This window comes from Algoriella xinjiangensis (assembly GCF_900115015.1).
Classification (GTDB): Bacteria; Bacteroidota; Bacteroidia; order Flavobacteriales; family Weeksellaceae; genus Empedobacter; species Empedobacter xinjiangensis.
Genome location: NZ_FOUZ01000015.1, coordinates 15,277 through 37,052, shown reverse-complemented (window position 1 = coordinate 37,052; position 21,776 = coordinate 15,277). Strand labels below are relative to the sequence as shown.

Here is a 21,776-nt window from a genome sequence, read left to right as displayed (position 1 = left end):
TTGATGAAAAAATTAACTTTATTAATCGCCTTTTTTTGTGGATTTGTTGCTTTTGCACAAAACACAATTGTAGAAAAAGATTTGATGGTTTATCAACCAACAGCAAATTCTGCAAAAATTAATAAAGCTTATTCAGAAAACATGTTTTTTGGTTTGTTTGGTGTTAAATCTTTTATAAAAGCGTTAGACTTAAACGAATCAAAAATAAAAACGATTACAATTGCAAATGCATCAACCAAAAAAGTTGCTTATAAAGCAAATTATGATGCAAATGATCATTTACTTGATTTTGAAATTACAGACGAAGTAGGAACACCTTTCAAAGTAAACTATACTTACAAAGATGGTGTTATCGAAACAGAAAAAATTGAAAGAAAAGGAAGTGAATCAAAAGTAAATCAGTTTTTTTATAACCAAGATATCATGTACGTCAAAAATGCAAATAAGCTTTTTGATATGGTTTGGTTAGAAGGTGATGTGATGCTAAAGAAAACATATTTAGATCAAAAAGTAGGCTTCGAAGATCGTTTAATGCACGATTGTAGAATTACAAAATCTTTAGGAAAAGACATAAATAAAGTATGTTTCAGCAGTTCTACATTTACAGTGCCATTCAAAATAAAAGAATACACACCAGATGTTGAGCCACGAACAGAAAAAGTTAATTTGATAGAAGGATCTTGGTCTGAAATAAAATTAATTTCACAAAATAAATATGCAATTTCGATTAAAAATCAACCTCAATTTGAAGTTGTTTTAGATCAAAATCAACGCATTAAACAATTTAATTTTTTAGGTAATAAAGCGGACAAACAAACTCCACTTCAATATAATTTTACCTATACATTTTATAAATAATAAGATGAGTAACACAAAATATACAGAAGACGATCTGCGTGAAGATCTTGCTAGCCAAAAACAATATGAGTTTGGTTGGTCGACTGAGATGGAATATGAAGAATTCCCGGTCGGATTGAATGAAGATATCGTACGTGCTATTTCAGCCAAAAAAGAAGAGCCAGAATGGATGACGGAATGGCGTTTAGAAGCTTACCGCGCTTGGCAAAAGATGGAAGAACCTGAATGGGCAAATGTAAAATACGAAAAGCCAGATTTTGATGCAATTCGTTATTATGCAGCACCAAAGGTGAAGAAAGAATTAGCGAGTTTGGATGAGGTTGATCCTGAATTATTAAGAACTTTCGAGAAATTAGGAATTTCATTAGACGAACAAAAACGTTTATCTGGAGTTGCAATTGACGTAGTTTTTGATTCGGTTTCAGTTAAAACAACTTTCCGCGAAACTTTATTAGAGAAAGGAATCATCTTTATGTCGATTTCAGAAGCGATTAAAGAGCATCCAGAATTAGTCAGAAAATACATTGGTAAAGTAGTTCCACCAACAGATAACTTTTATGCAGCATTAAATTCAGCAGTTTTTTCTGATGGATCTTTTTGTTACATACCAAAAGGTGTTCGTTGTCCAATGGAATTGTCTACTTATTTCCGTATAAATTCTGCAGGAACAGGACAATTTGAACGTACTTTATTAGTTGCGGACGAAGGTTCTTATGTTTCTTATTTAGAAGGTTGTACTGCGCCAATGCGTGATGAAAACCAATTGCACGCTGCTGTTGTTGAGTTAATCATTATGGATGATGCAGAAATCAAATATTCTACAGTACAAAACTGGTACCCAGGAAATGAAGAGGGTGTAGGTGGAGTTTTTAACTTTGTAACAAAACGTGCGGTTTGTGAGAAAAACGCAAAAGTTTCTTGGACGCAAGTTGAAACAGGTTCTGCTGTTACATGGAAATATCCTTCTTGTATCTTAAAAGGTGATAATTCGGTAGGTGAGTTTTACTCAATTGCGGTAACAAACAATCATCAACAAGCAGATACGGGAACAAAAATGATTCATATCGGAAAGAATTCGAAATCTACAATTATATCAAAAGGTATTTCTGCAGGTAAATCGCAAAACTCTTACCGTGGATTAGTTAAAGTAATGAAAAATGCAGACGGAGCGCGTAACTTCTCTCAATGTGATTCATTATTAATGGGTAACGAATGTGGTGCGCATACTTTTCCATACATCGAAATTGATAATAAATCTGCACAATTAGAACACGAAGCAACAACTTCTAAAATTGGTGAAGATCAATTGTTCTATTGTAATCAACGTGGTATCGATACAGAAAAAGCAATTGCTTTAATCGTAAACGGATTTAGCCGCGAGGTATTAGATAAATTACCAATGGAATTTGCTGTTGAAGCTAAAAAATTATTAGAAATTTCATTAGAAGGTTCTGTAGGATAATTTTAGATATTAGTATTAAGTAGTTAGAAATTAACAATTATAAATAGATTGATTGATTATAAGATTCTGAAATCTAAAATCTAAAATCTAAAATCTGAAGAAAAAATGTTATTAAATATAAAAGACTTACACGCTCGTATTGAAGAGCGCGAAATTTTAAAAGGATTAAATTTACAAATCAATCCAGGAGAAGTTCATGCAATTATGGGACCTAATGGTGCTGGTAAATCAACTTTATCTAATGTAATTACAGGTAAAGATGAATACGAAGTAACAGAAGGAGATATCGCATTTGAAGATGAATCTATCTTAGAAATGGCTCCAGAAGAAAGAGCTCAAAAAGGAATTTTCATGTCATTTCAATATCCAATTGAAATTCCTGGAGTTTCTGTAACTAACTTTATCAAAACTTCTTTAAACGAAACACGCAAAGCACAAGGTTTACCAGAAATGGGCGCTTCGGAAATGTTGAAAATGATTCGTCAAAAAGCAGAGTTATTAGGAATTAAAAAAGATTTCTTATCTCGTTCTTTAAACGAAGGATTTTCTGGAGGAGAGAAAAAACGTAACGAAATTTTTCAAATGTTAATGTTAAACCCAAAATTAGCCATCTTAGATGAAACTGATTCTGGTTTAGATATTGATGCTTTACGTATTGTTGCAGATGGTGTAAACGAGTTTAAAAACGAAAATAATGGTGTATTGTTAATTACGCATTACCAACGTTTATTAGACTATATCGTTCCTGATTTTGTACACGTTTTAGCTGACGGAAAAATCATCAAATCTGGTGGTAAAGAATTGGCTTTAGAGTTAGAAGAAAGAGGTTACGACTGGGTTAAAGAAGAAGCAGGAATCTAATTTCTGTTCGAAAAAAGTAATAAGTAGTATGTCTTAAGTTGATAATACTTTTTACATAATACATTAATACAATATCAAAAATGATTGATTTAAAAGAAAATTTAGTTTCTCGTCATTTAGTGTTTAACGAAAAAAATAAAGTGAATAAAGGTATCGAAGGTTTACGTCAAGAAGCCATCGAAATCTTTAATCAAAAAGGTTTTCCGACACGTAAAGACGAAGAATGGAAATATACAAATCTTGCGCCTTTGTTGAAAGTGGATTATAAATTATTCCCAGAAGACGAAGTTGCAGTAGAGTACAAAGACATCAAAAAATATTTGGTTCACGATATCGATTCTTATTTAATTGTATTCGTTAACGGAAAATATTCTTCTTTTTTGTCAAACACAACACATGATGAAGCTGATATTTGCGTACTTTCTAGTGCAATGCATAAAACAACTCATCAAGCTGTAATCGAAAATTATTACGGTAAAATTGCGAAGAGCGATGATAGTTTGGTTTCTTTAAATACCGCTTTTGCAAAAGACGGCGCGTTTATTTATATTCCAAACAATGTTATCCTTTCTAAACCAATTCAGCTTGTTTATTTTTCGACTGGCGCATCTCAAGAAGTGATGTATCAGCCACGTAATTTGGTTGTAGTAGGTGATAATGCACAAGTGCAAATTATCGAAAGACATCAAACTTTAGATGAAAAAGCGAATTTAACAAATGTTGTTTCAGAAGTTAATGTTGGTAAAAATGCCGAAATACATTGGTATAAATTCCAAAATGATACAAATGAAGTTTCATTAATTGACAATACTTACATTAATCAAGAAAGAGATTCTCGTGCTAATGTATTTACGTTTTCTTTTGGAGGAAAAATTGTACGTAACAATTTAAATTTCTTTCAAAACGGAGAAAACTGTAATTCTATAATGGATGGTATTACAGTGATTGATGGTAAGCAACACGTGGATCATCACACATTTGTAGAGCATAATGCGCCAAATTGTGAATCACACGAAATGTACAAAGGTATTTACGATGACAAATCACAAGGTGTTTTTAATGGTAAAATTTATGTACACAAAGAGGCTCAAAAATTGAATGCTTTTCAACAAAATAATAATGTTTTATTATCAGATGGAGCGTCAATTAATTCAAAACCTCAATTAGAAATTTTTGCAGATGATGTTAAGTGTTCTCATGGTTGTACAGTTGGTCAATTAGGAGAAGATTCTTTGTTTTATATGCAACAACGTGGTATTCCTAAGAAAGAAGCGCGCGCAATGTTATTGTATGCTTTTGCTTCGGATGCATTACGTCATGTAAAAATTCCTCAAATATCAAATCAAGTAAACACCATAATTGCAAAAAAATTAGGAGTTAGCTTAGATTTTGAATTATAAGAAAGTTTTAAGTAATAAGTTTTATATATTAAGTTGTAAGTTTTCTTACAACTTTTTTTAAATTCATTTTATAAACTACATAATACAGCAAAAAAATGTCATTAGATATTCAACATATTAGAAGTCAATTTCCTATTTTGAATAGAGAAGTTAATGGTCAATCATTGGTTTATTTAGACAATGGTGCAACTTCGCAGAAACCAAAAGTTGTTTTAGATACATTAGACACCTATTACGAAAAATACAATGCAAATGTACATCGTGGTATTCATACATTAAGTCAGGAAGCTACTGATTTGATGGAAGAATCGCGTCGTAAAATACAAGCATTTATCAATGCTAAACACGATCACGAAATTATTTTTACAAGAGGAACTACAGAAGGTATTAATCTTGTTTCAAATGTTTTGCGCAATGTGTTAACAGCAGAAGATGAAATTATTATTACAGAAATAGAGCATCATTCTAACATTGTTCCTTGGCAATTGCTTTGCGAAAGAACGGGAGCGAAGCTAAAATATATTCCATTAACCAAAGAAGGTATTTTGGATATCACGAAGCTTGATGATTTATTGACGGATAAAACAAAATTAGTTTGTGTTAATCAAGTTTCTAATGCATTAGGAGTTGTTAATCCAATAGAAATTATCATTCAAAAAGCACACGAAAAAGGTGCTTGGGTTTTGATAGATGCAGCACAATCTGCACCACATACACCAATTGATGTTCAAAAAATGGATTGTGATTTCTTGGTTTTTTCTGGACATAAAATGTACGGACCAACAGGAATTGGAGTTTTATATGGTAAAGAAGATATTTTGAATGCTTTACCGCCGTTTCATGGAGGAGGAGAGATGATAAAAGATGTTACGATGGAGAAATCGACGTATGCATGTTTGCCTTTCAAATTTGAAGCTGGAACACCAGATATTGCAGGAATTATTGGTTTAGGCGCTGCTGTAGATTTTATTAATTCAATCGGTATTCAAACTATTCATGATTATGAGAAAGAGTTGGTTGATTATACAATTCAACGTTTATCAGAATTTGAAGAAGTAGAAATTTATGCAAAAGATGCAGAGCATTCTGGCGCAGTTTCTTTCAACTTAAAGTTTGATGGTGTACATTCTTCGGATGTCGGTATGATATTGGATAAAAAAGGAATTGCGGTACGTACAGGACATCATTGTGCGCAACCAATTATGCAACATTTCAATATTCCAGGAACAGTTCGTGCTTCGTTTGCAGTTTATAACACAAAAGCAGAAATTGATACATTTATAGACGGTTTAAAAACAGCTATCCGAATGTTGGGATAGGTGGTTTTATATAATATAAGTAGAAAAGGGAAATGATATTATCATTTCCCTTTTCTTTTTTTAAACGCTAAAGAAGCACAATTTCATCTATTACAATTTCAGTTATTGTTTTTTGTTGCTTTTCCTTATCTAGATATTCACGATAAGTCAATTTACCCTCAACTGCGAGTTGTTTACCTTTTTCAATGTGTTGTTCAATCACATTAACAATCGATCCATACGCAACAATATTGTGCCATATTGTTTGCTGAATCTTTTCACCTTTGCTGTTTGTATAACCTTCATTTGTCGCTAAACTAAACTTTGCAAACTTCTTGTCGTTTTCTAATGTTTTAACTTCAGGATTGTTTCCAACATTCCCTATTAATCTTACACTGTTTCTTAATGTACTCATGGCGATAAAATAATTTAAATTAATGTATACGTAAATTTAAGAAACTAAATATAATTAACTGAATTTTAAATATTTAAATTTATAAAACATGATCTTTAAACAATTTATCTAATGTTTTTTCAAGATTATTTGTTTTACCTGGATGTGGACGAGATGATTGTATAACCGAACTTCTGACCGCAGTTAACCAACGAAAACGTTCGGCAACATCAAATTCAGAAATAGCAGATTCGGTGTGTAAACCTTCAGCAATTTTAGATAAAGCATTCAAGTTACTATCAATAAAATCTAAATCCAATTCATGGCAAAATGCGTTAATTCTTCTATCGTTTATAAAATATTTTACTTTTAGATAATTTTCTTTTTTAGAGAAAAGAATAACCCCAATATTGATAAATTCTTCACGTTCAACTTTCGGAACTAAGCGAAGAATGGCATACTCATATAATATTTTTTCTGGCATTGTTGGCTTCGTTTATAAAAAGTTCGGTATGTTGTAATCGTGTTTTGATAAAGGTTTTGTAAACCGTTCTCATTTCATCAAAAGTTGCATGATAAGCTTCGGTTTCTAACCATTCATCTGGAATTAAATCAACAATATTATCAATAATTTCATCATTCAGAATTGCTTTAAATTCAGCATCAACTTCTTCTAATTTTGTTGCATTTTTTAGTAAAACATGGTCTTTTACTTGCGAAAAAGTTGTTAAAGCAGCTTTTTCCCAATTGTCCCAAGAATGATGAAAATAATACGAAGCACCATGATCAATTAACCATAATTCTTTGTGCCACATTAACATATTTGTATTTCTAAATGTACGGTCAACATTGGTAAGAAAAGCGTCTAACCAAACAATTTGAGATGATAATTTATCATCAACTTTCATCACAGCAGGATCGTAATTAATAGCGCCAGACAAAAAATGCAAAGCAAGATTTGTGCCTTCGCTAAACTTTAATAAATCCTGAATTTCTTCGTCTGCTTCCGATTGCCCAAAATATTCGTCCAATAAAGCAAAAACTAATTCGGGCACTTTAAATCCTAAAACGCGGGCAATTTCTCCACCCAATAATTCGGAAATTAACATACGAGGACCATGTCCAGCTCCTTTAAATTTTAACACATATCTAAAACCGTCATCTGCATCTGCCAAAGCAGGCAAAGATCCGCCTTCTCGCAAGGGTTGCAAGTAACGTTCTACGGTAACTGTTCTCAATTCTGGCTTATTCATCGCCTAAAATTACAATGAAAAATTAATTAAACTTTCACATTTATAATTTTTTAGTATCGCCAAACTTGTGGAATTTTGTTAACTAAATATTTTTGTTACGGATAAATGAGTAAAATTGTAAAAATAGGACGATTTTTTGTTCGTAAAAGCATGTTAATTATAGGATTAATAGCTGCTTTTACAATTTTTGTAGCACTCGCTATTCAGATTTTTACATCATATTATATTTACAATTACCAAGGAAATATACCGAATGATTATAGAGTTGCAGTTGTTTTTGGAGCAAAAGTACAAGCAGATAGAAATCCGACAAAATTTCTGAAAGACCGATTAGATGCCGTAATTAGATTGTATAATGAAGATCAAATTGATGCGATTTTATTGTCTGGTGAAAAACTAAACGAAGGTTTTAATGAAATTGATGTGATGGAAAAATATTTGCTAGATCGCGGCGTAAAAATAGAAGACACTTATTTGGATGGCGCAGGTTTGGATACGTACAGCACAATTTATAGAACAAAAAATATCTATCAGTTTAATAAAGTAATTCTAATTTCGCAATCATTCCATTTAAAAAGAGCTATTTTTTTAGGAAAGATTTTTGGATTAGATTGTATTGGATATAGCGCAGATAGTGGACCTTATAAAACAGAGAAAAAGCAAAGTTTTAGAGAAGTCTTGGCAAACATAAAAGCCTTGTTGGATCTTAGTAATGATCGCACACCAGAAGTAATAATTGAGCCAAAAAAAGATTAAAAATAAAAGCCACTTAATTTTAAGTGGCTTTCTTATTTTTAGTATTCTATTAAAGTAACAATATCTGTTGCAAATGGTGTTAATTTATCTTTTCCATTTAAGAAAGTTAAATCAACAATAAACGAAAATTGTGTTGTTTTTCCACCACATTTTTCTACTAATTTAGCACACGCTTCTGCTGTTCCGCCAGTAGCCAAAACATCATCGTGTATTAAAACTCGTGCACCATCTTTTATGTAATTCGAATTTACTTCGATTGTAGCTTGTCCATATTCCAAATCATACGATTCGCTAATAGTTGGAGGTGGTAATTTACCTGCTTTACGAATTAATACGAAAGGAACATTTAATTTTTGCGCAATTTGTATTCCGTATAAAAATCCTCTACTTTCAATTCCGCAAACAATGTCTACTTTTCCTTTGGCTTTTTCTACAAAAGCGTCTACAATTTCTCCAGAAAGTTCAGGATTTAAGAATAAAGGTGTAATATCTTTATAAACAATTCCTTCTTTTGGAAAATCATTTACATCAACGATAGTTTGATTTATTTTTTCTTGAAGTGTCGACATTTTGTTTTTGAATGTTTTTTGTAAGCAACAAATTTAAAGAGAAAATCTGGCTTATATTCCTAAAATCTATAATTTATATTAGGATGAGATTATTCGCCCAAACCTAAACTTGCCCAAATACGTTCGGGAATGCGAACAGGTCGCTTTGTTTCGGCATTCACACAACAAAGTACCGTATAGCCTTCGTTTATTTTTTTTCCAGCTTCATTATATATGGTATAATCAAAACGAATGCGAACACCTTTGTCACGTTCTTTCACAATTGCCTCAATTTCTATCATTTCATCATACAAAGCACTGCCAATGTACTTCGAATGCATTTCTATAATAGGCATTTGTATACCCATAGCTTCTAATTCGGCATATGGAAAACCGCGTTCGCGCATCAATTCTACACGACCTATTTCATAAAATTCGGGATAATTACCATAATAAACAACTTTCATTTGGTCGGTATGTTTATATAGAATACGCGTTTTGGTACGAAAAACGTTTAATTGTTCTTCTTGATTTATCTTCTCCATGATTATTTTTCTAAACCTTCATTTTCTCGTTTCAAAAATAGAGAACAAAAAAAAGACTTTATCATTTTATTTTATAAAAATGATAAAGTCTATTCCGTAATTTTTTTATAATCCATCCAACTAAATGATGCTTGCGAAGAATCTTTTTGCTCTTCTTTTAAAAAATCATAAGGAATTTGAACGATTGTTTTAAATGTAGGATTTGCAATCTCAAAATAAAATATCCTTACATTTGGTTCATCATTTGGCTCAATTTTTAAAAGAGCAAAATTATTTTTGATGCCTAAATCTCTTAAATGATTTTCTACTTTAATTATTGCAAAGTCAATTTTTTCTTGTGTTATTTCCATAATGAAACAAAAATACTAATTATTAATTTTGATAAGACATAATTTGTCTGAAAATATTATCTTTGTATTACTTTTATTTTTATCTCATACTACTTATTGAGTTTTTTAATTATACAACGTATTTTTTAATATATCAATACCCTTTTCGTTTTTTTTATTAAAAATTTATGCACAATTTTGTAGAGAAGGTTTAGTTAAATTACTTCGCTGATTATCAATTTTTTACATTAAAACTTAAGCACTTTTGGACAATATTATGACGATAACTGCAAATTCTGTGTGGGATAAATGCTTGTCTTTTATCAAGGACAACATTGCCGAAGATGCATATAACACATGGTTTGTACCTATACGACCGGGCAAATTAATTAATAATGTTTTGACGATTCAAGTACCAAGTAAATTTTTTTACGAATGGTTAGAGGAGCATTATATCAAAATTTTAAAAAGTGCATTGCAAAAAGAACTTGGTTCTGATGCAAAATTGGTTTATAGTATTTTAATGGATCAGAAATCGCAAGGACGCGAACCTTTTACGGTTCGTATTCCGAGTTCGAATAAAGAAAAACCAAAACCGCAAGAAGTAGAAGCGCCAATTAATTTGCAAGCTGGCAAAATGATGAATCCGTTTATTATCCCAGGATTACAAAAGCTTAAAATTGATTCGCAATTAAATCACAATTACACATTCAGTAATTTTATTGAAGGTGAATCTAATCGTTTGGCTCGTGCTGCAGGTCGTGCAATCGCAAAACGTCCAGGTGGAACTTCATTCAATCCATTATTTATATATGGTGGTGTAGGTTTAGGAAAAACGCATTTAGTGCATGCGATTGGTTTAGAAGTAAAAGATATTCATCCCGATAAAACAGTTTTATATGTGTCAACAGAAAAGTTTACACAACAATTTATAGAAGCTGTAAAAAATAATAATCAAAACGATTTTATTCATTTCTATCAAATGATAGATGTATTAATTATGGATGATATTCAGTTTTTGTCAGGAAAAGCAAAAACACAAGAAGTTTTCTTCCATATATTTAACCATTTACATCAAAGAGGAAATCAAATTATTTTGACTTCGGATAAATCTCCAGCCGATATCCAAGATATGGAAGATCGATTGATTTCTCGTTTCAAATGGGGATTATCAGCCGATTTACAAAATCCAGATTACAACACACGTTTATCTATTTTGAAACAAAAATTAGAAAACGATGGAATCGAATTTCCAGATGAAGTAATGGATTATATCGCACAAAATATTGATACAAATGTGCGTGAATTAGAAGGTTCTTTAAACTCAATAATTGCACAAGCAACTTTAAATAAACGCGAAATTACACTTGATTTAACGGCACGTACGTTGTCTAAATTAGTGCAAACTGCACGCAAAGAAATTTCGATAGATTATATTCAAAAAACAGTTTGCGAATACTTCAAAGTTAAGATGGAAGATATTCAATCAAAAACACGTAAACGCGATGTTGTGCAAGCACGTCAATTGGCTATGTATTTTGCAAAACAATATACCAAAGCATCATTGGCAAGCATTGGTAAACAGATTGGTAAACGCGATCATGCAACTGTTTTACACGCATGTAAAACCGTTAAAAATCTGCAAGAAACAGACAAAGCTTTCCGTGGATATATAGAAGATATTTCGAGAAAAATAGCAGATTAATTTTAGAAAAATTTTACCATGAAAATTTTAATGGTTTGTTTAGGAAATATTTGTCGTTCTCCTTTAGCAGAAGGTATTTTGCAAGCAAAAGTTGGCGATAAACATCTTGTAGATTCTGCCGGAACTGGAGATTGGCATGTTGGCGAACAGCCCGATCGTCGCTCTGTTTCTGTAGCAAAAATGCATGGTGTAGATATTTCTGATCAACGTGCAATGCATTTTAATCCAATTTTTTTTGAAGAGTTTGATTTAATTTTTGCAATGGATAAACAAAATTCTATTGATTTACAAAAATTAGCGCGAAACGAAGAAGAACAAAATAAAGTAAAACTAATTTTGAAAGAAGGTTTGGGTGTTGCACACAATGTTCCAGATCCTTATTACGATAACGAAGATGCTTTTGAGCATGTTTATCAATTACTAGATGATGCAACAAATGGCATCATCACCAAATACAATCTTTAATTTTATTACAATGAATACGGCTAAAGTTTATCTAATTCCTTCACTTTTAGGTGAAAGCGAACACAGTAGAGTATTGCCTTTATATAACTTAGATATTATCCGTTCTTTAAATACTTTTGTAGTTGAGAATGAGAAGTCTGCGCGTAAATTTATTAAACAAGTTTGTCCAGAAAAAGTGCAAGCAGATTTAGAAATTTATATATTAGATAAGGATACAAAACCTGCGGAATTGTTTGATATTATAAAAATATTAGACAAAGGAATTTCGGTTGGTGTTATTTCCGAAGCTGGTTTGCCTGCGGTTGCAGATCCAGGCGCACAGTTGGTAAAAGTAGCCCAAGAAAAACGCATTCAGGTTGTACCTTTGGTTGGTCCTTCGTCTATTTTATTGGCGTTGATGGCTTCGGGAATGAATGGTCAAAACTTTGCATTTCACGGTTATTTACCAATTGATAAAACAGATCGTAAAAAACGATTGTCGCATTTAGAAGCTGAAAGTGCGAAAACTGGAATTGCGCAAATTTTTATGGAAACACCTTATCGTAACAATCAAATGGTTGACGATTTGACGAAAATTTTGCGTTCCGAAACCAAAATTTGTGTGGCTTGTCATATCACATTAGAAGACGAAGATATCCGTACATTAAGCATTAAAGATTGGAAAAAAGAGAAATATGATTATCATAAACGTCCTGCAATTTTTGTAATGCAAGCGTAAATTTTATAATAAAATAATTTAGGAATACATCAACACGTTGTGTTGCTTTTCCCGAGTTCATTTTTACAAAGTATACAATTAAGCCAACTCCCAAAGAGTTGGCTTAATTGTATAATCATATCTCGTCGCGAAAATTTAGGTACTTTATTATCAATTAAAAATTCTTAAATAATTAGTACATTTAATTCCAAACTAATTGAAGATGAGAAAAATTGAACAACTTTTTGATGAATATGGAGAAAGTCACAAAAATGCAACCAATAAATTAATTCATTGGATTTGTGTTCCACTTATTTTTTGGACAATTTTAGGTTTCATTTCTTACATTCCGACACCGCATATTTACATTCAATATTTTGGATTTTTAAGTATTGCGTCTATTTTAGCACTGTGTCTTGTGTCTGTCTTTTATTTCCGATTGTCATTTGTTATTGGTCTGTTGATGATTTTCGTGATGTTGTTGATGGAACATTTTGTGTCATTAGTAAACATCAATTTTGGCAACAAATCTTGGATATTATATCTTATAGTTTTTGTAATTACGTGGATTTTACAATTTGTAGGACATAAAATTGAAGGGAAAAAACCAAGTTTTCTAAAAGATTTACAATTTCTTTTGGTTGGTCCTATTTGGTTGTTGAGTTTTATTTTACGTAAAATCGGAATCAAATATTAAGTTATTTTTGAGCACTAAATATTTCGTTCACTTTTTGCTCAATAGCTGTAGAAAGTCTGCTAAAACCCAAATCATTTGGATGTATACCATCAGTAGAACCTTCGTTATCAGTTCCAAGTAAATTATCGCCTTTCAAAAGATGCAAATTTGTAACACCATCTTTTATCAATGCTTCATATTGATTGCGATAAGCTTTATTTTGCTGTATCATATTTTGATGCCCAATTTGATCAAATTTACTCATTGGTCTTATAATGCTTTCAACCATCAAAATTGGTGTTTTTGGATGATATTTACGCAGTAATTTTACAAAAGGAATCGTTCTGGCTTTTATTTCTTCTTCAGAACTATTCGGAACACAATCTAAAATAAATAAATCTACATTTTGAATATCTTTCATCATTTCGGCGATTTCAATTTCGATTTTAGCATTTCCGCTCAAACCAAGATTGATCCATTCGTATCCAGTTTTTCGAGATAGAATAGAAGGATAGCTCATTCCCGGGCGACTTGCCGAAGCGCCTTGTACAATACTAGAACCGTAAACAACAATTTTCTTTTTATAGACAATTGGCTGATTGATAAAGTTAGCTGTTTCATCTATCCCGATTTTTAAATCAGTTAATTCGTTCCAAAGTGGTAAATACAAAAGAAATTCTTTTTCGGTTTTTGTCATATTCTGAACAACATCGTAATCACTTTTTACATTTTGTTGATTGGGAAGTGCCGCTCCTGCAAAAATCCATTTTCCGTTTTCTTTAGTATACAAATCCATTCCACGTGCCATAATTCCAGTTGTATTTGCGCCTAAATACGTAGAACGCGTAGTCCAATCTAGTTTAATTTTAGAAGTATTCGATTTAAAAGAAACATATAATCCCGCAGGATCTGTAAACAATGTTTTTACTTTTGGCGGAAGATTAGCATATTTATCTGTATCAATACGATGATAAAAAGGCGTGTTTTGAAAAGCTTTTCCTTGAATTGTAAACTCTTTATTTGTAATGTATTTAAGTTGTTGTGCAAAGAGTTGAAATGTGATGAAAAGACTAAAAAGCAGAAAATATTTTTTCATTTACGTTAGGTTGTATTTAGGTGCAAATTTGAGAAATAATTTGAATTAAAATAAAAAAGGATTCCAATTTCTGGAATCCTTTTTCTTTGTGTGTGTTAATTTTAAGCGGTATTATACTTTTAAGTCTGTATGAGCACCTAAAAGCGATTTATTTTCTTCTATTATTGGATCTACAATATCTTTTAAGAATTCGACAGTTTGTTCTGCTGCAAATCCTGTAAAGTTTTTCGGATCTAATAATTCAACTAATTTTTCTTTATCAATTTTGATTGAGTCATCTGCAATAATACGTTCAATCAAATCATTTGATTTTCCTTCCATTTTTACCTGTCTTGCAGCTTCCATAGAATGAGTTCTGATGATTTCGTGTAATTCTTGACGATCTCCACCATTTTTAACACCTTCCATAATAATATATTCGGTTGCCATAAATGGTAATTCTTCTGCAATATGCTTTTCAATGATTTTAGGATAAACGACTAAACCATCTAAAATATTGTTCCAAATGATTAAAACTGCATCAATTGCTAAGAAAGCTTGAGGAATAGCTAAACGTTTGTTGGCAGAATCATCTAAAGTTCTTTCAAACCATTGTGTAGCCGCAACCATTGCGGGAGATGAAGCTAATGACATTACGTATTTAGATAATGAAGAAATACGCTCAGAACGCATAGGATTGCGTTTGTAAGCCATTGCCGATGATCCAATTTGATTTTTTTCAAAAGGCTCTTCAACTTCTTTTAAGTTTTGTAACAAACGTAAGTCGTTTGTAAACTTATGTGCAGATTGTGCAATATTTGATAATAATTCTAATGCTTGTGCATCAATTTTACGGTCGTATGTTTGTCCAGAAACTGCAAATACATTTTTAAATCCGAAACGTTCTGATAATTTTTTATCTAACGCTTTTACTTTCGAATAATCGCCATCAAATAATTCTTTGAAAGACGCTGCTGTACCCGTTGTTCCTTTAACGCCACGAAAACGTAAAGTATCTATTCTAAATTCTAATTCTTCTAAATCTAATAAAACAGATTGTAACCAAAGAGTTGCACGTTTACCAACTGTTGTTAATTGAGCTGGTTGAAAGTGTGTAAAACCTAATGTTGGTAAATCTTTGTATTGACGAGCAAATTTTGCTAATCCATCAATCACATTAATTAATTGACCTTTGATGTGTTGAAAACCATCACGAATCTGAATCAAATCTGTATTATCTCCAACAAAAGCAGAAGTCGCACCTAAATGGATTATTGCTTTTGCACTTGGCGCAACATCACCATATGCATGTACGTGAGCCATTACATCGTGACGAAATTTTTTCTCGTACGCTGCGGCTACATCGTAATCAATATTTGTTGCGTTATCTTTTAATTCTTGAATTTGTTCGTCTGTAATATCTAATCCAAGTTCCTTTTCTATTTCTGCTAAAGCAATCCATAACTGTCTCCAAGTTGTAAATTTTTTCTCAGGAGAAAAAATGTATAGCATTTCATCGCTACAATATCTTGATTCTAAAGGATTTTGATACTTGTTCATTGTGTATTTTGTTTGTTGTTGTGTTTAAAATTTCTTTAAAATTGTCTGTACATCTTTTACATAATAACCTTCAAAAAGATAAGCGTGTATCAATAAAGGAAATAATTGTGCAATAGGCAGGCGTTCTTCGTGGTTATTTTCGAGCGGAGAAATTTCTTGATAAGCATCAAAAAAAGTATCATCAAATCCACCAAAAAGTTTTGCAATAGCCAAATCCATTTCGCGATGTCCATAATAAATAGCTGGGTCTACAACTGCAAATTCGCCATCTTTTGTCGCTAAAATATTTCCATTCCAAAAATCACCGTGTATAAGTGTTGGTTTTTCTACAGGAAAAATATTGTCTAATTGTTGGCAAAGTCGTGTAGCAGCTTTTACTTCTTTTGTGGTGATTAATTGTTTGTTTTGTAACAATTTCATCATCGGAATAATGCGATTATTGGTGTAAAAATCGCTCCAAGAAGTTGTAAAATTATTAGGTTGTACAACGATAGAAATATAATTATCCTCGTTCCAACCAAATTTATCATTTGTATTTTGATGAAACTTAGCTAAGTTTCGACCAAGATTTTCCCAATTTACAAGTGTAGGTTCTGCGGTTTCTATCCATTCTAAAATCAAATACTGAAAATTATTATCTGTTTCTCCAACATTCAGAACGTTAGGAGTATAAAAGGTTTCAGTTTTGCGAATAGTATCCAATGCGCGAGCTTCTTTTTTGAAAAGATCAGGAAAATTATTTGCTGTATTAAGTTTTAAAAAATATTTTTTATTGAACGATTCAAGTCGAAAGGCATCATTTATATCGCCACCTTTTATGGGAACAATATTATCAATATCTAAATCTAATTGTTTTAACCGTTCTAAAATTTCGTTCATAAAAATATCATATAAAAAGTTATAGCCCAACAAATGTTAGGCTATAACTGAATTATTAAAATAAAGTTGTTCTAATAATATTTTGAGATCTTTCTGGACCAACCGAAACTAAATAAACTTCGATTCCTAAATATTTCTCAATATAGTGGATGTAGTCTTGCGCTGTAAGTGGCAATTCGTCAAAAGATTTTACGTTTGTAATATCTTCTGTCCATCCTGGTAATTCGTCACAAATTGTTTCGTATTGATCTAATTTGTTCGTAGAAGAAGTAAAATAATCAATTATTTTTCCGTCTTCAGTTTTGTATGCTGTACATACTTTTATTGTATCGATATTAGATAAAACATCTAATTTAGTGATTACTAAATGTGTAATTCCGTTAATCATACAAGCATGTTTTAACGCAACTAAATCTAACCATCCTGTACGACGTGGACGACCTGTAGATGCACCAAATTCATGACCAACTTGGCGAATTTGTTCTCCTAATTCGTTGTCTAATTCTGTTGGGAAAGGACCATTACCAACACGTGTACAATATGCTTTAGAAACTCCGATTAAATTTTTCAATTTTGTTGGAGGTACTCCTGCACCAACACATGCACCACCAGTTGTTGGAGATGATGATGTTACGAAAGGATATGTCCCAAAATCGATATCTAACATTAATGCTTGTGCGCCTTCAAATAAAACACTTTTACCAGCATCAATTGCATGATTGATTTCTAATTCAGAATCAATGATACGTTCTTTTAAACGTTCACCATATTCTAAATATTTTTCGTAAATATCTTCGAATTTTAATGGTTCTTTATTGAATAATTTTTCGAATAAAGCATTTTTAACTACTAAATTTTCTTTGATTTTTTCTGCTAAAATCTCTGGATTTAATAAATCTACTGCACGAATACCAACACGTGCTACTTTGTCCTCATAACAAGGTCCAATTCCGCGTTTTGTTGTACCAATTTGATTTTCTTTTCCTGCAAATTCTTCACGGTATTCATCCATAAGAATATGGTAAGGCATAATGATATGCGCTCTTCTCGAAATAAATACATGATCAGTAGAATAACCTTTCGCTTCTAATTGAGCTGTCTCATTAAAAAAAGCTTCTGGATTAACCACTACACCATTTGCAATAATACATTTTCCTTTACATTGCAAAACCCCTGAAGGTAATAAGTGAAGTACAAATTTGTCCTCGCCTACATATACTGTATGTCCCGCATTGTTACCACCTTGGTAGCGTACAACATAATCCGATTTTTCGGCTAATACATCTGTGATTTTTCCTTTTCCCTCGTCACCCCATTGAAGGCCGACTACTACGTGTGTTGACATATTATTTTGTTCGTTATTTGATTTGGAATAAAAATGAAATTTATCATTTTCTTGGTTCACTGCAAAGGTAAATGAAACCTTGTCTTAAACAAATTTAAAACCCACATTTGGACGATTATTTTTCAAGTTTTTATTAATAATTTCAAAAGTTTAAATTAACCGAAAAATAACCGAATCCATTAAAATAATTGATGTAATTTTGTAAACTTTTACACCAAAAATTTCTTGTATGAAAATTGAAATATGGTCGGATGTGATGTGTCCGTTTTGTTATATCGGAAAAAAGCATTTTGAACAAGCTTTAGATAAAATTCCTTATAAAAATAATATCGAAATAGAGTGGAAGAGCTTTCAGTTGAATCCAGATTTGCCTAAAAACGAAATAACTTCTGTTGAAGAATATTTAGTAAAAGCAAAAGGAATTTCGGAAGAGCAAGTTGCTGCCATGAATAATCAATTGGCTGAAATGGGAAAATCGGTTGGAATAGATTTTCAGCAACAAAACTCTAAAGTTGTTAATACGGGCGATGCGCATCGTTTAATTCATTTTGCACAAGCTAACGGCAAAGGTTCGGAAATAGAAGAACAATTATTCGAAGCATATTTTACTGAAGGTAAAAATGTGGCTGACCATGAAGTTTTGGCAACAATTGGCGAAAAAATAGGATTAAATAAAACTGAGATTTTAGAAATGCTAAATTCAGATGCTTATGTATTTGATGTTGCTTCGGATATTTTAGACGCACGAAACATTGGTGTTTCTGGTGTTCCTTTTTTTGTAATTGATCGTAAATATTCAATTTCTGGCGCTCAACCAGTTGATTATTTTGTGTCTGCTTTAACGCAAGCGTTTGAGAAAGATCATGCAAATAATTCATCACCAAATAACGCATCTTGCGATGTTGATGGTAATTGTGACTAACGTTACTAAATTTAAGATATATAAAAAAGCGTCTCAATTTTGAGACGCTTTTTTAGTATTATATTGTTTTATAATTTTCTAAATAATTAACAATTTTTTCGGCTAATTGCTTCTGATAATCTGCTGCTTTTAAAACTTCGATATCTTTATCATTGCTAGCAAAACCAAGTTCTAATAGAAAAGCAGGAACTTGAGAGTCTCGTAATATCCTGAAGTTTTGCTTTTTTAAACCTCTATTTTCAATTGAATTAAAGCTAATTAGTTCAGCTAAATCACTACCAATTTGTGCAGTTTTTTCATCTGTATTATTTTTATATATAAAAACTTCAGAACCATTTGTTGTTCTGTTTTGCGAATTATTAACATGTAAAGAAATAACAAGATCTGGTTTTATCGAATTTATTTTAGACAATCTATTTTCAAAATCAACTATTTTATCTTCATCTCTCGTTAAAATAACTTCAATGTTTTTTTCTTTTGCTAATTGCTGAATTTTTTTTGCAATTTCTAACGTAAATTGACTTTCTACAATCGCATTATTTTTAGATCCGACATCAGATCCACCATGACCAGCATCTATAACAATTGTTTTTGATGCAGTTTGCGCATTTAAATTGGTCGTTAAAAATGACGTTGTCATAAAACCTAGTAAATAAATAATCCTTTTCATGTTAAATTGATTTTATACAATAACGTAATAAATCCTAAAACTATTTCGATTCGAAAATAACTTTAGAATTTATTTAACTAATTGATAAATATTGTTTTATTAGGTTTTAAGGCGCTAAAGATTGCAGAATCTTATCCGCTATTTTATCATAATTTTTTTCGTCTGTCAAATATTTTCTGTCATCATCATTTGTCAAATATCCAATTTCTATCATCACAACTGGAGCTTGTGAATCACGTAAAACTTTCGAATTTGTCTCTATAATTCCTAAATTTTCAAAACCCAAAGAACTTATGTTTATACTCATTTTTTCGCCAATTGCTTTTGCTTGTTCAAAATAAGGATTCATTGGAGAAACATGAATTTCAGTTCCTTTTTTCGTGTCTTTTATATTGTAATTCGCATGTATAGAAAGTACCAAATCGGGTTTCAATTCGTTGATTAATTTTGCGCGATTAGCATTTACAATTTGCTCGTCGCCCGTGCGTAAAAAAACAAAATTAATGTCCGAATATGGATTTCTTTCTTTAATTGTATTAACAATTTTTAGAACAATATCTTTTTCTTGAAATTCATCTTTCTTAACACCAGTATCTGCGCCACCATGTCCCGCATCTAAAACAATAGTGCGTTTAGGAGTTGAATTTGTACTGACTAAATTGGTTTGTGCAAAAATATTTGTAGCGATTAAAATACAAAAGAGTTGGATTATTTTTTTCATTGTTAGTATTCGTATAGTTTTCCGAATTTTAGCAATAATTGTGCATTTTTGATGCAGAATAGGTTAATTAAAACATAAAATTAAAATAATCCTCTTGCCTTTATCTCTAAATATTTGTTGATTAAGTTGATAGATAATTCTTTTGGTTCGCAATAAATGGTTAAAATACCAAATTGATGCAAACGATTTATGATTAATTCTTTATCGTAATTAAATTTTTCTGCAATAGTTTGATCATAAATATCGGTTGTTGTTTTGGCTTTTTGTGTGGTTAATTTTTTTAATTCAGAATTCTTAAATAAAATTAAAACCACAACATGCGATTTTTTAATCAATTTTAGATACGGTAATTGACGTTCTAAAGCATCAATAGTTTCAAAATTTGTATAAACAAAAAGCAAAGAACGTTGCGTTAATTTACGTTTTATGTAAGCGTATAATTTACCAAAATCACTCTCCAAATAATTGGTTTGTACATTGTATAATTTCTCTAAAATCAACTGCATTTGATGATTTTTTCGGTCTGCAACAATGTGATCTTGTATATTTTTATTGAAGGTAATTAAACCTGCTTTTTCATTTTTTTGTAAAGAAATATTCGCAATAACTAAGCTAGAATTGATGGCGTAATCTAACAATTTTAGACCATCAAAAGGCATTCTCATCGTTCTTCCTAAATCAATTATAGAATAAACGGGTTGCGATTTTTCTTCCTGAAACTGATTTACCATCAGTCGATTTGCTTTTGCCGTAGCTTTCCAATTAATTAAACGATATTCATCACCAATTGTATAATTTTTAATGTTTTCAAACTCTGTATTTGTTCCAATTTTTCGAATACGTTTCATTCCAAATTGATTTTGATGTTGCGCTGTCGAGTACAATTGAAACTGTTTTAATTGTAAATAAGACGGATAACAAGCAATTTCAATCGGTTCATTCGTCGTAATTTTACGCTCAACCAAACCTAAAAAAGAAATAAAAATATTGGTTACGCCAAATTTATAAGCGCCACGTTCTGTCGGTTTTAATTTGAAATCAAATTTTATGGATTGATTTGACTTAAAATGTTTTTTGAATTGTAAATCTCTTATCTGAAATTGAATAGGAAATTCTTCTATAATTCTTATGTAAAGCGGAAATTGGTATTTATTTTCTGCAATTAATTCTAATAAATTTTCATCTCCATTCGAAAAACGTTCAGGATAATTTCGTTCAACAAAAACTGATTTTTTTGGTAGATATAATAAGAAAAATTCTGCACTAGTAATCACAACAAATGCAATCAATAATAGTTTTGCAGCCAAAAAAAATGTTGGCATAAAAAAACTGATTACGAAGCAAAATGCAACGAAAA

The 21,776-nt window shown here is 31.2% G+C and carries 24 protein-coding genes; 11 read left to right on the top strand and 13 right to left on the bottom strand.

What is annotated here, in order from left to right; all coding sequences use genetic code 11:
* Nucleotides 1-3 precede the first annotated feature (3 nt).
* The 5 genes from BM072_RS13580 to BM072_RS13560 all read left to right on the top strand — a co-directional run bounded on the left by BM072_RS13580 (nucleotide 4) and on the right by BM072_RS13560 (nucleotide 5,900).
* Nucleotides 4-858: a hypothetical protein gene (locus BM072_RS13580; protein WP_092909523.1), complete on the top strand. Its 855-nt coding sequence runs from the start codon at nucleotides 4-6 to the stop codon at nucleotides 856-858.
* Nucleotides 859-862: 4 nt separating this feature from the next.
* Nucleotides 863-2,320, top strand: a complete 1,458-nt coding sequence (gene sufB, locus BM072_RS13575) for a Fe-S cluster assembly protein SufB (RefSeq protein ID WP_092909519.1) — start codon at nucleotides 863-865, stop codon at nucleotides 2,318-2,320.
* 105 nt (nucleotides 2,321-2,425) lie between these two features.
* Complete coding sequence (gene sufC, locus BM072_RS13570; protein ID WP_092909515.1) at nucleotides 2,426-3,181, top strand: Fe-S cluster assembly ATPase SufC; 756 nt, start codon at nucleotides 2,426-2,428, stop codon at nucleotides 3,179-3,181.
* An 80-nt stretch (nucleotides 3,182-3,261) separates the two neighbouring features.
* Nucleotides 3,262-4,581 carry a Fe-S cluster assembly protein SufD gene (sufD, locus tag BM072_RS13565; protein ID WP_177190321.1) on the top strand — a complete coding sequence of 440 codons (1,320 nt, stop codon included), beginning with the start codon at nucleotides 3,262-3,264 and terminating at the stop codon, nucleotides 4,579-4,581.
* A gap of 95 nt (nucleotides 4,582-4,676) precedes the next feature.
* Nucleotides 4,677-5,900, top strand: a complete 1,224-nt coding sequence (locus tag BM072_RS13560; RefSeq protein WP_092909511.1) for an aminotransferase class V-fold PLP-dependent enzyme — start codon at nucleotides 4,677-4,679, stop codon at nucleotides 5,898-5,900.
* Between the two features lie 67 nt (nucleotides 5,901-5,967).
* Here the strand turns inward: BM072_RS13560 and BM072_RS13555 are convergent, their stop codons facing one another.
* The 3 genes from BM072_RS13555 to BM072_RS13545 all read right to left on the bottom strand — a co-directional run bounded on the left by BM072_RS13555 (nucleotide 5,968) and on the right by BM072_RS13545 (nucleotide 7,526).
* A complete protein-coding gene (locus BM072_RS13555; protein ID WP_092909507.1) occupies nucleotides 5,968-6,294 on the bottom strand; it encodes a single-stranded DNA-binding protein in 327 nt (108 codons plus the stop codon).
* A 79-nt stretch (nucleotides 6,295-6,373) separates the two neighbouring features.
* Nucleotides 6,374-6,757 carry a DUF3037 domain-containing protein gene (locus BM072_RS13550; RefSeq protein ID WP_092909503.1) on the bottom strand — a complete coding sequence of 128 codons (384 nt, stop codon included), beginning with the start codon at nucleotides 6,755-6,757 and terminating at the stop codon, nucleotides 6,374-6,376.
* Nucleotides 6,735-7,526: a HipA family kinase gene (locus BM072_RS13545; RefSeq protein WP_092909501.1), complete on the bottom strand. Its 792-nt coding sequence runs from the start codon at nucleotides 7,524-7,526 to the stop codon at nucleotides 6,735-6,737. Before BM072_RS13545 ends, BM072_RS13550 begins: the two co-directional genes overlap by 23 nt.
* A 105-nt stretch (nucleotides 7,527-7,631) precedes the next feature.
* Here BM072_RS13545 and BM072_RS13540 point away from each other — a divergent pair, with 105 nt between their 5' ends.
* Nucleotides 7,632-8,282 (top strand): SanA/YdcF family protein, encoded by a 651-nt coding sequence (locus BM072_RS13540; RefSeq protein ID WP_092909498.1) that lies wholly within the window; start codon nucleotides 7,632-7,634, stop codon nucleotides 8,280-8,282.
* Nucleotides 8,283-8,320: 38 nt separating this feature from the next.
* On the opposite strand, the gene BM072_RS13535 is transcribed toward BM072_RS13540, so the two are convergent.
* From BM072_RS13535 to BM072_RS13525, 3 genes are all read right to left on the bottom strand, one after another.
* On the bottom strand, nucleotides 8,321-8,851 hold the full coding sequence (locus BM072_RS13535; protein ID WP_092909494.1) for an adenine phosphoribosyltransferase: 531 nt from the start codon (nucleotides 8,849-8,851) through the stop codon (nucleotides 8,321-8,323).
* Between the two features lie 89 nt (nucleotides 8,852-8,940).
* Complete coding sequence (locus tag BM072_RS13530; RefSeq protein ID WP_092909491.1) at nucleotides 8,941-9,375, bottom strand: acyl-CoA thioesterase; 435 nt, start codon at nucleotides 9,373-9,375, stop codon at nucleotides 8,941-8,943.
* An 89-nt stretch (nucleotides 9,376-9,464) separates the two neighbouring features.
* On the bottom strand, nucleotides 9,465-9,725 hold the full coding sequence (locus tag BM072_RS13525) for a hypothetical protein (RefSeq protein WP_092909489.1): 261 nt from the start codon (nucleotides 9,723-9,725) through the stop codon (nucleotides 9,465-9,467).
* A 256-nt stretch (nucleotides 9,726-9,981) separates the two neighbouring features.
* Between BM072_RS13525 and dnaA the strand changes: the two genes are divergently transcribed.
* From dnaA to BM072_RS13505, 4 genes are all read left to right on the top strand, one after another.
* Nucleotides 9,982-11,409, top strand: a complete 1,428-nt coding sequence (gene dnaA / locus BM072_RS13520) for a chromosomal replication initiator protein DnaA (protein WP_092909485.1) — start codon at nucleotides 9,982-9,984, stop codon at nucleotides 11,407-11,409.
* Nucleotides 11,410-11,427: 18 nt separating this feature from the next.
* Complete coding sequence (locus tag BM072_RS13515; protein WP_092909481.1) at nucleotides 11,428-11,874, top strand: low molecular weight protein-tyrosine-phosphatase; 447 nt, start codon at nucleotides 11,428-11,430, stop codon at nucleotides 11,872-11,874.
* Nucleotides 11,846-12,592, top strand: a complete 747-nt coding sequence (locus tag BM072_RS13510; RefSeq protein ID WP_245752201.1) for an SAM-dependent methyltransferase — start codon at nucleotides 11,846-11,848, stop codon at nucleotides 12,590-12,592. Before BM072_RS13515 ends, BM072_RS13510 begins: the two co-directional genes overlap by 29 nt.
* A 202-nt stretch (nucleotides 12,593-12,794) precedes the next feature.
* Nucleotides 12,795-13,268 (top strand): Mpo1 family 2-hydroxy fatty acid dioxygenase, encoded by a 474-nt coding sequence (locus tag BM072_RS13505; RefSeq protein WP_092909478.1) that lies wholly within the window; start codon nucleotides 12,795-12,797, stop codon nucleotides 13,266-13,268.
* A 1-nt stretch (nucleotide 13,269) separates the two neighbouring features.
* Here the strand turns inward: BM072_RS13505 and BM072_RS13500 are convergent, their stop codons facing one another.
* The 4 genes from BM072_RS13500 to BM072_RS13485 form a co-directional block, all read right to left on the bottom strand.
* Entirely contained in the window at nucleotides 13,270-14,343 is a 1,074-nt protein-coding gene (locus BM072_RS13500; RefSeq protein WP_092909475.1) for an SGNH/GDSL hydrolase family protein, read from the bottom strand.
* Nucleotides 14,344-14,454: 111 nt separating this feature from the next.
* The gene (gene purB / locus BM072_RS13495; protein WP_092909471.1) at nucleotides 14,455-15,882 is read right to left on the bottom strand and encodes an adenylosuccinate lyase; all 1,428 of its coding nucleotides are present in this window, start codon (nucleotides 15,880-15,882) and stop codon (nucleotides 14,455-14,457) included.
* Nucleotides 15,883-15,906: 24 nt separating this feature from the next.
* The gene (locus tag BM072_RS13490) at nucleotides 15,907-16,761 is read right to left on the bottom strand and encodes a fructosamine kinase family protein (RefSeq protein WP_092909468.1); all 855 of its coding nucleotides are present in this window, start codon (nucleotides 16,759-16,761) and stop codon (nucleotides 15,907-15,909) included.
* 55 nt (nucleotides 16,762-16,816) lie between these two features.
* Nucleotides 16,817-18,106: an adenylosuccinate synthase gene (locus tag BM072_RS13485; protein ID WP_092909625.1), complete on the bottom strand. Its 1,290-nt coding sequence runs from the start codon at nucleotides 18,104-18,106 to the stop codon at nucleotides 16,817-16,819.
* A gap of 229 nt (nucleotides 18,107-18,335) precedes the next feature.
* Here BM072_RS13485 and BM072_RS13480 point away from each other — a divergent pair, with 229 nt between their 5' ends.
* A complete protein-coding gene (locus BM072_RS13480; protein ID WP_092909465.1) occupies nucleotides 18,336-19,028 on the top strand; it encodes a DsbA family oxidoreductase in 693 nt (230 codons plus the stop codon).
* Between the two features lie 58 nt (nucleotides 19,029-19,086).
* On the opposite strand, the gene BM072_RS13475 is transcribed toward BM072_RS13480, so the two are convergent.
* The 3 genes from BM072_RS13475 to BM072_RS13465 form a co-directional block, all read right to left on the bottom strand.
* On the bottom strand, nucleotides 19,087-19,698 hold the full coding sequence (locus tag BM072_RS13475) for an N-acetylmuramoyl-L-alanine amidase (RefSeq protein ID WP_092909461.1): 612 nt from the start codon (nucleotides 19,696-19,698) through the stop codon (nucleotides 19,087-19,089).
* A 106-nt stretch (nucleotides 19,699-19,804) separates the two neighbouring features.
* On the bottom strand, nucleotides 19,805-20,419 hold the full coding sequence (locus BM072_RS13470) for an N-acetylmuramoyl-L-alanine amidase family protein (RefSeq protein WP_092909457.1): 615 nt from the start codon (nucleotides 20,417-20,419) through the stop codon (nucleotides 19,805-19,807).
* 80 nt (nucleotides 20,420-20,499) lie between these two features.
* Nucleotides 20,500-21,741 carry a DUF58 domain-containing protein gene (locus tag BM072_RS13465; protein WP_245752199.1) on the bottom strand — a complete coding sequence of 414 codons (1,242 nt, stop codon included), beginning with the start codon at nucleotides 21,739-21,741 and terminating at the stop codon, nucleotides 20,500-20,502.
* Nucleotides 21,742-21,776: the final 35 nt, after the last annotated feature.

Coding starts and splice junctions, on each gene's coding strand:
- BM072_RS13580 (WP_092909523.1), top strand. CDS start 4: ATGAAAAAATTAACTTTATTAATCGCCTTTTTTTGTGGATTTGTTGCT.
- sufB (WP_092909519.1), top strand. CDS start 863: ATGAGTAACACAAAATATACAGAAGACGATCTGCGTGAAGATCTTGCT.
- sufC (WP_092909515.1), top strand. CDS start 2,426: ATGTTATTAAATATAAAAGACTTACACGCTCGTATTGAAGAGCGCGAA.
- sufD (WP_177190321.1), top strand. CDS start 3,262: ATGATTGATTTAAAAGAAAATTTAGTTTCTCGTCATTTAGTGTTTAAC.
- BM072_RS13560 (WP_092909511.1), top strand. CDS start 4,677: ATGTCATTAGATATTCAACATATTAGAAGTCAATTTCCTATTTTGAAT.
- BM072_RS13555 (WP_092909507.1), bottom strand. CDS start 6,294: ATGAGTACATTAAGAAACAGTGTAAGATTAATAGGGAATGTTGGAAAC.
- BM072_RS13550 (WP_092909503.1), bottom strand. CDS start 6,757: ATGCCAGAAAAAATATTATATGAGTATGCCATTCTTCGCTTAGTTCCG.
- BM072_RS13545 (WP_092909501.1), bottom strand. CDS start 7,526: ATGAATAAGCCAGAATTGAGAACAGTTACCGTAGAACGTTACTTGCAA.
- BM072_RS13540 (WP_092909498.1), top strand. CDS start 7,632: ATGAGTAAAATTGTAAAAATAGGACGATTTTTTGTTCGTAAAAGCATG.
- BM072_RS13535 (WP_092909494.1), bottom strand. CDS start 8,851: ATGTCGACACTTCAAGAAAAAATAAATCAAACTATCGTTGATGTAAAT.
- BM072_RS13530 (WP_092909491.1), bottom strand. CDS start 9,375: ATGGAGAAGATAAATCAAGAAGAACAATTAAACGTTTTTCGTACCAAA.
- BM072_RS13525 (WP_092909489.1), bottom strand. CDS start 9,725: ATGGAAATAACACAAGAAAAAATTGACTTTGCAATAATTAAAGTAGAA.
- dnaA (WP_092909485.1), top strand. CDS start 9,982: ATGACGATAACTGCAAATTCTGTGTGGGATAAATGCTTGTCTTTTATC.
- BM072_RS13515 (WP_092909481.1), top strand. CDS start 11,428: ATGAAAATTTTAATGGTTTGTTTAGGAAATATTTGTCGTTCTCCTTTA.
- BM072_RS13510 (WP_245752201.1), top strand. CDS start 11,846: ATGGCATCATCACCAAATACAATCTTTAATTTTATTACAATGAATACG.
- BM072_RS13505 (WP_092909478.1), top strand. CDS start 12,795: ATGAGAAAAATTGAACAACTTTTTGATGAATATGGAGAAAGTCACAAA.
- BM072_RS13500 (WP_092909475.1), bottom strand. CDS start 14,343: ATGAAAAAATATTTTCTGCTTTTTAGTCTTTTCATCACATTTCAACTC.
- purB (WP_092909471.1), bottom strand. CDS start 15,882: ATGAACAAGTATCAAAATCCTTTAGAATCAAGATATTGTAGCGATGAA.
- BM072_RS13490 (WP_092909468.1), bottom strand. CDS start 16,761: ATGAACGAAATTTTAGAACGGTTAAAACAATTAGATTTAGATATTGAT.
- BM072_RS13485 (WP_092909625.1), bottom strand. CDS start 18,106: ATGTCAACACACGTAGTAGTCGGCCTTCAATGGGGTGACGAGGGAAAA.
- BM072_RS13480 (WP_092909465.1), top strand. CDS start 18,336: ATGAAAATTGAAATATGGTCGGATGTGATGTGTCCGTTTTGTTATATC.
- BM072_RS13475 (WP_092909461.1), bottom strand. CDS start 19,698: ATGAAAAGGATTATTTATTTACTAGGTTTTATGACAACGTCATTTTTA.
- BM072_RS13470 (WP_092909457.1), bottom strand. CDS start 20,419: ATGAAAAAAATAATCCAACTCTTTTGTATTTTAATCGCTACAAATATT.
- BM072_RS13465 (WP_245752199.1), bottom strand. CDS start 21,741: ATGCCAACATTTTTTTTGGCTGCAAAACTATTATTGATTGCATTTGTT.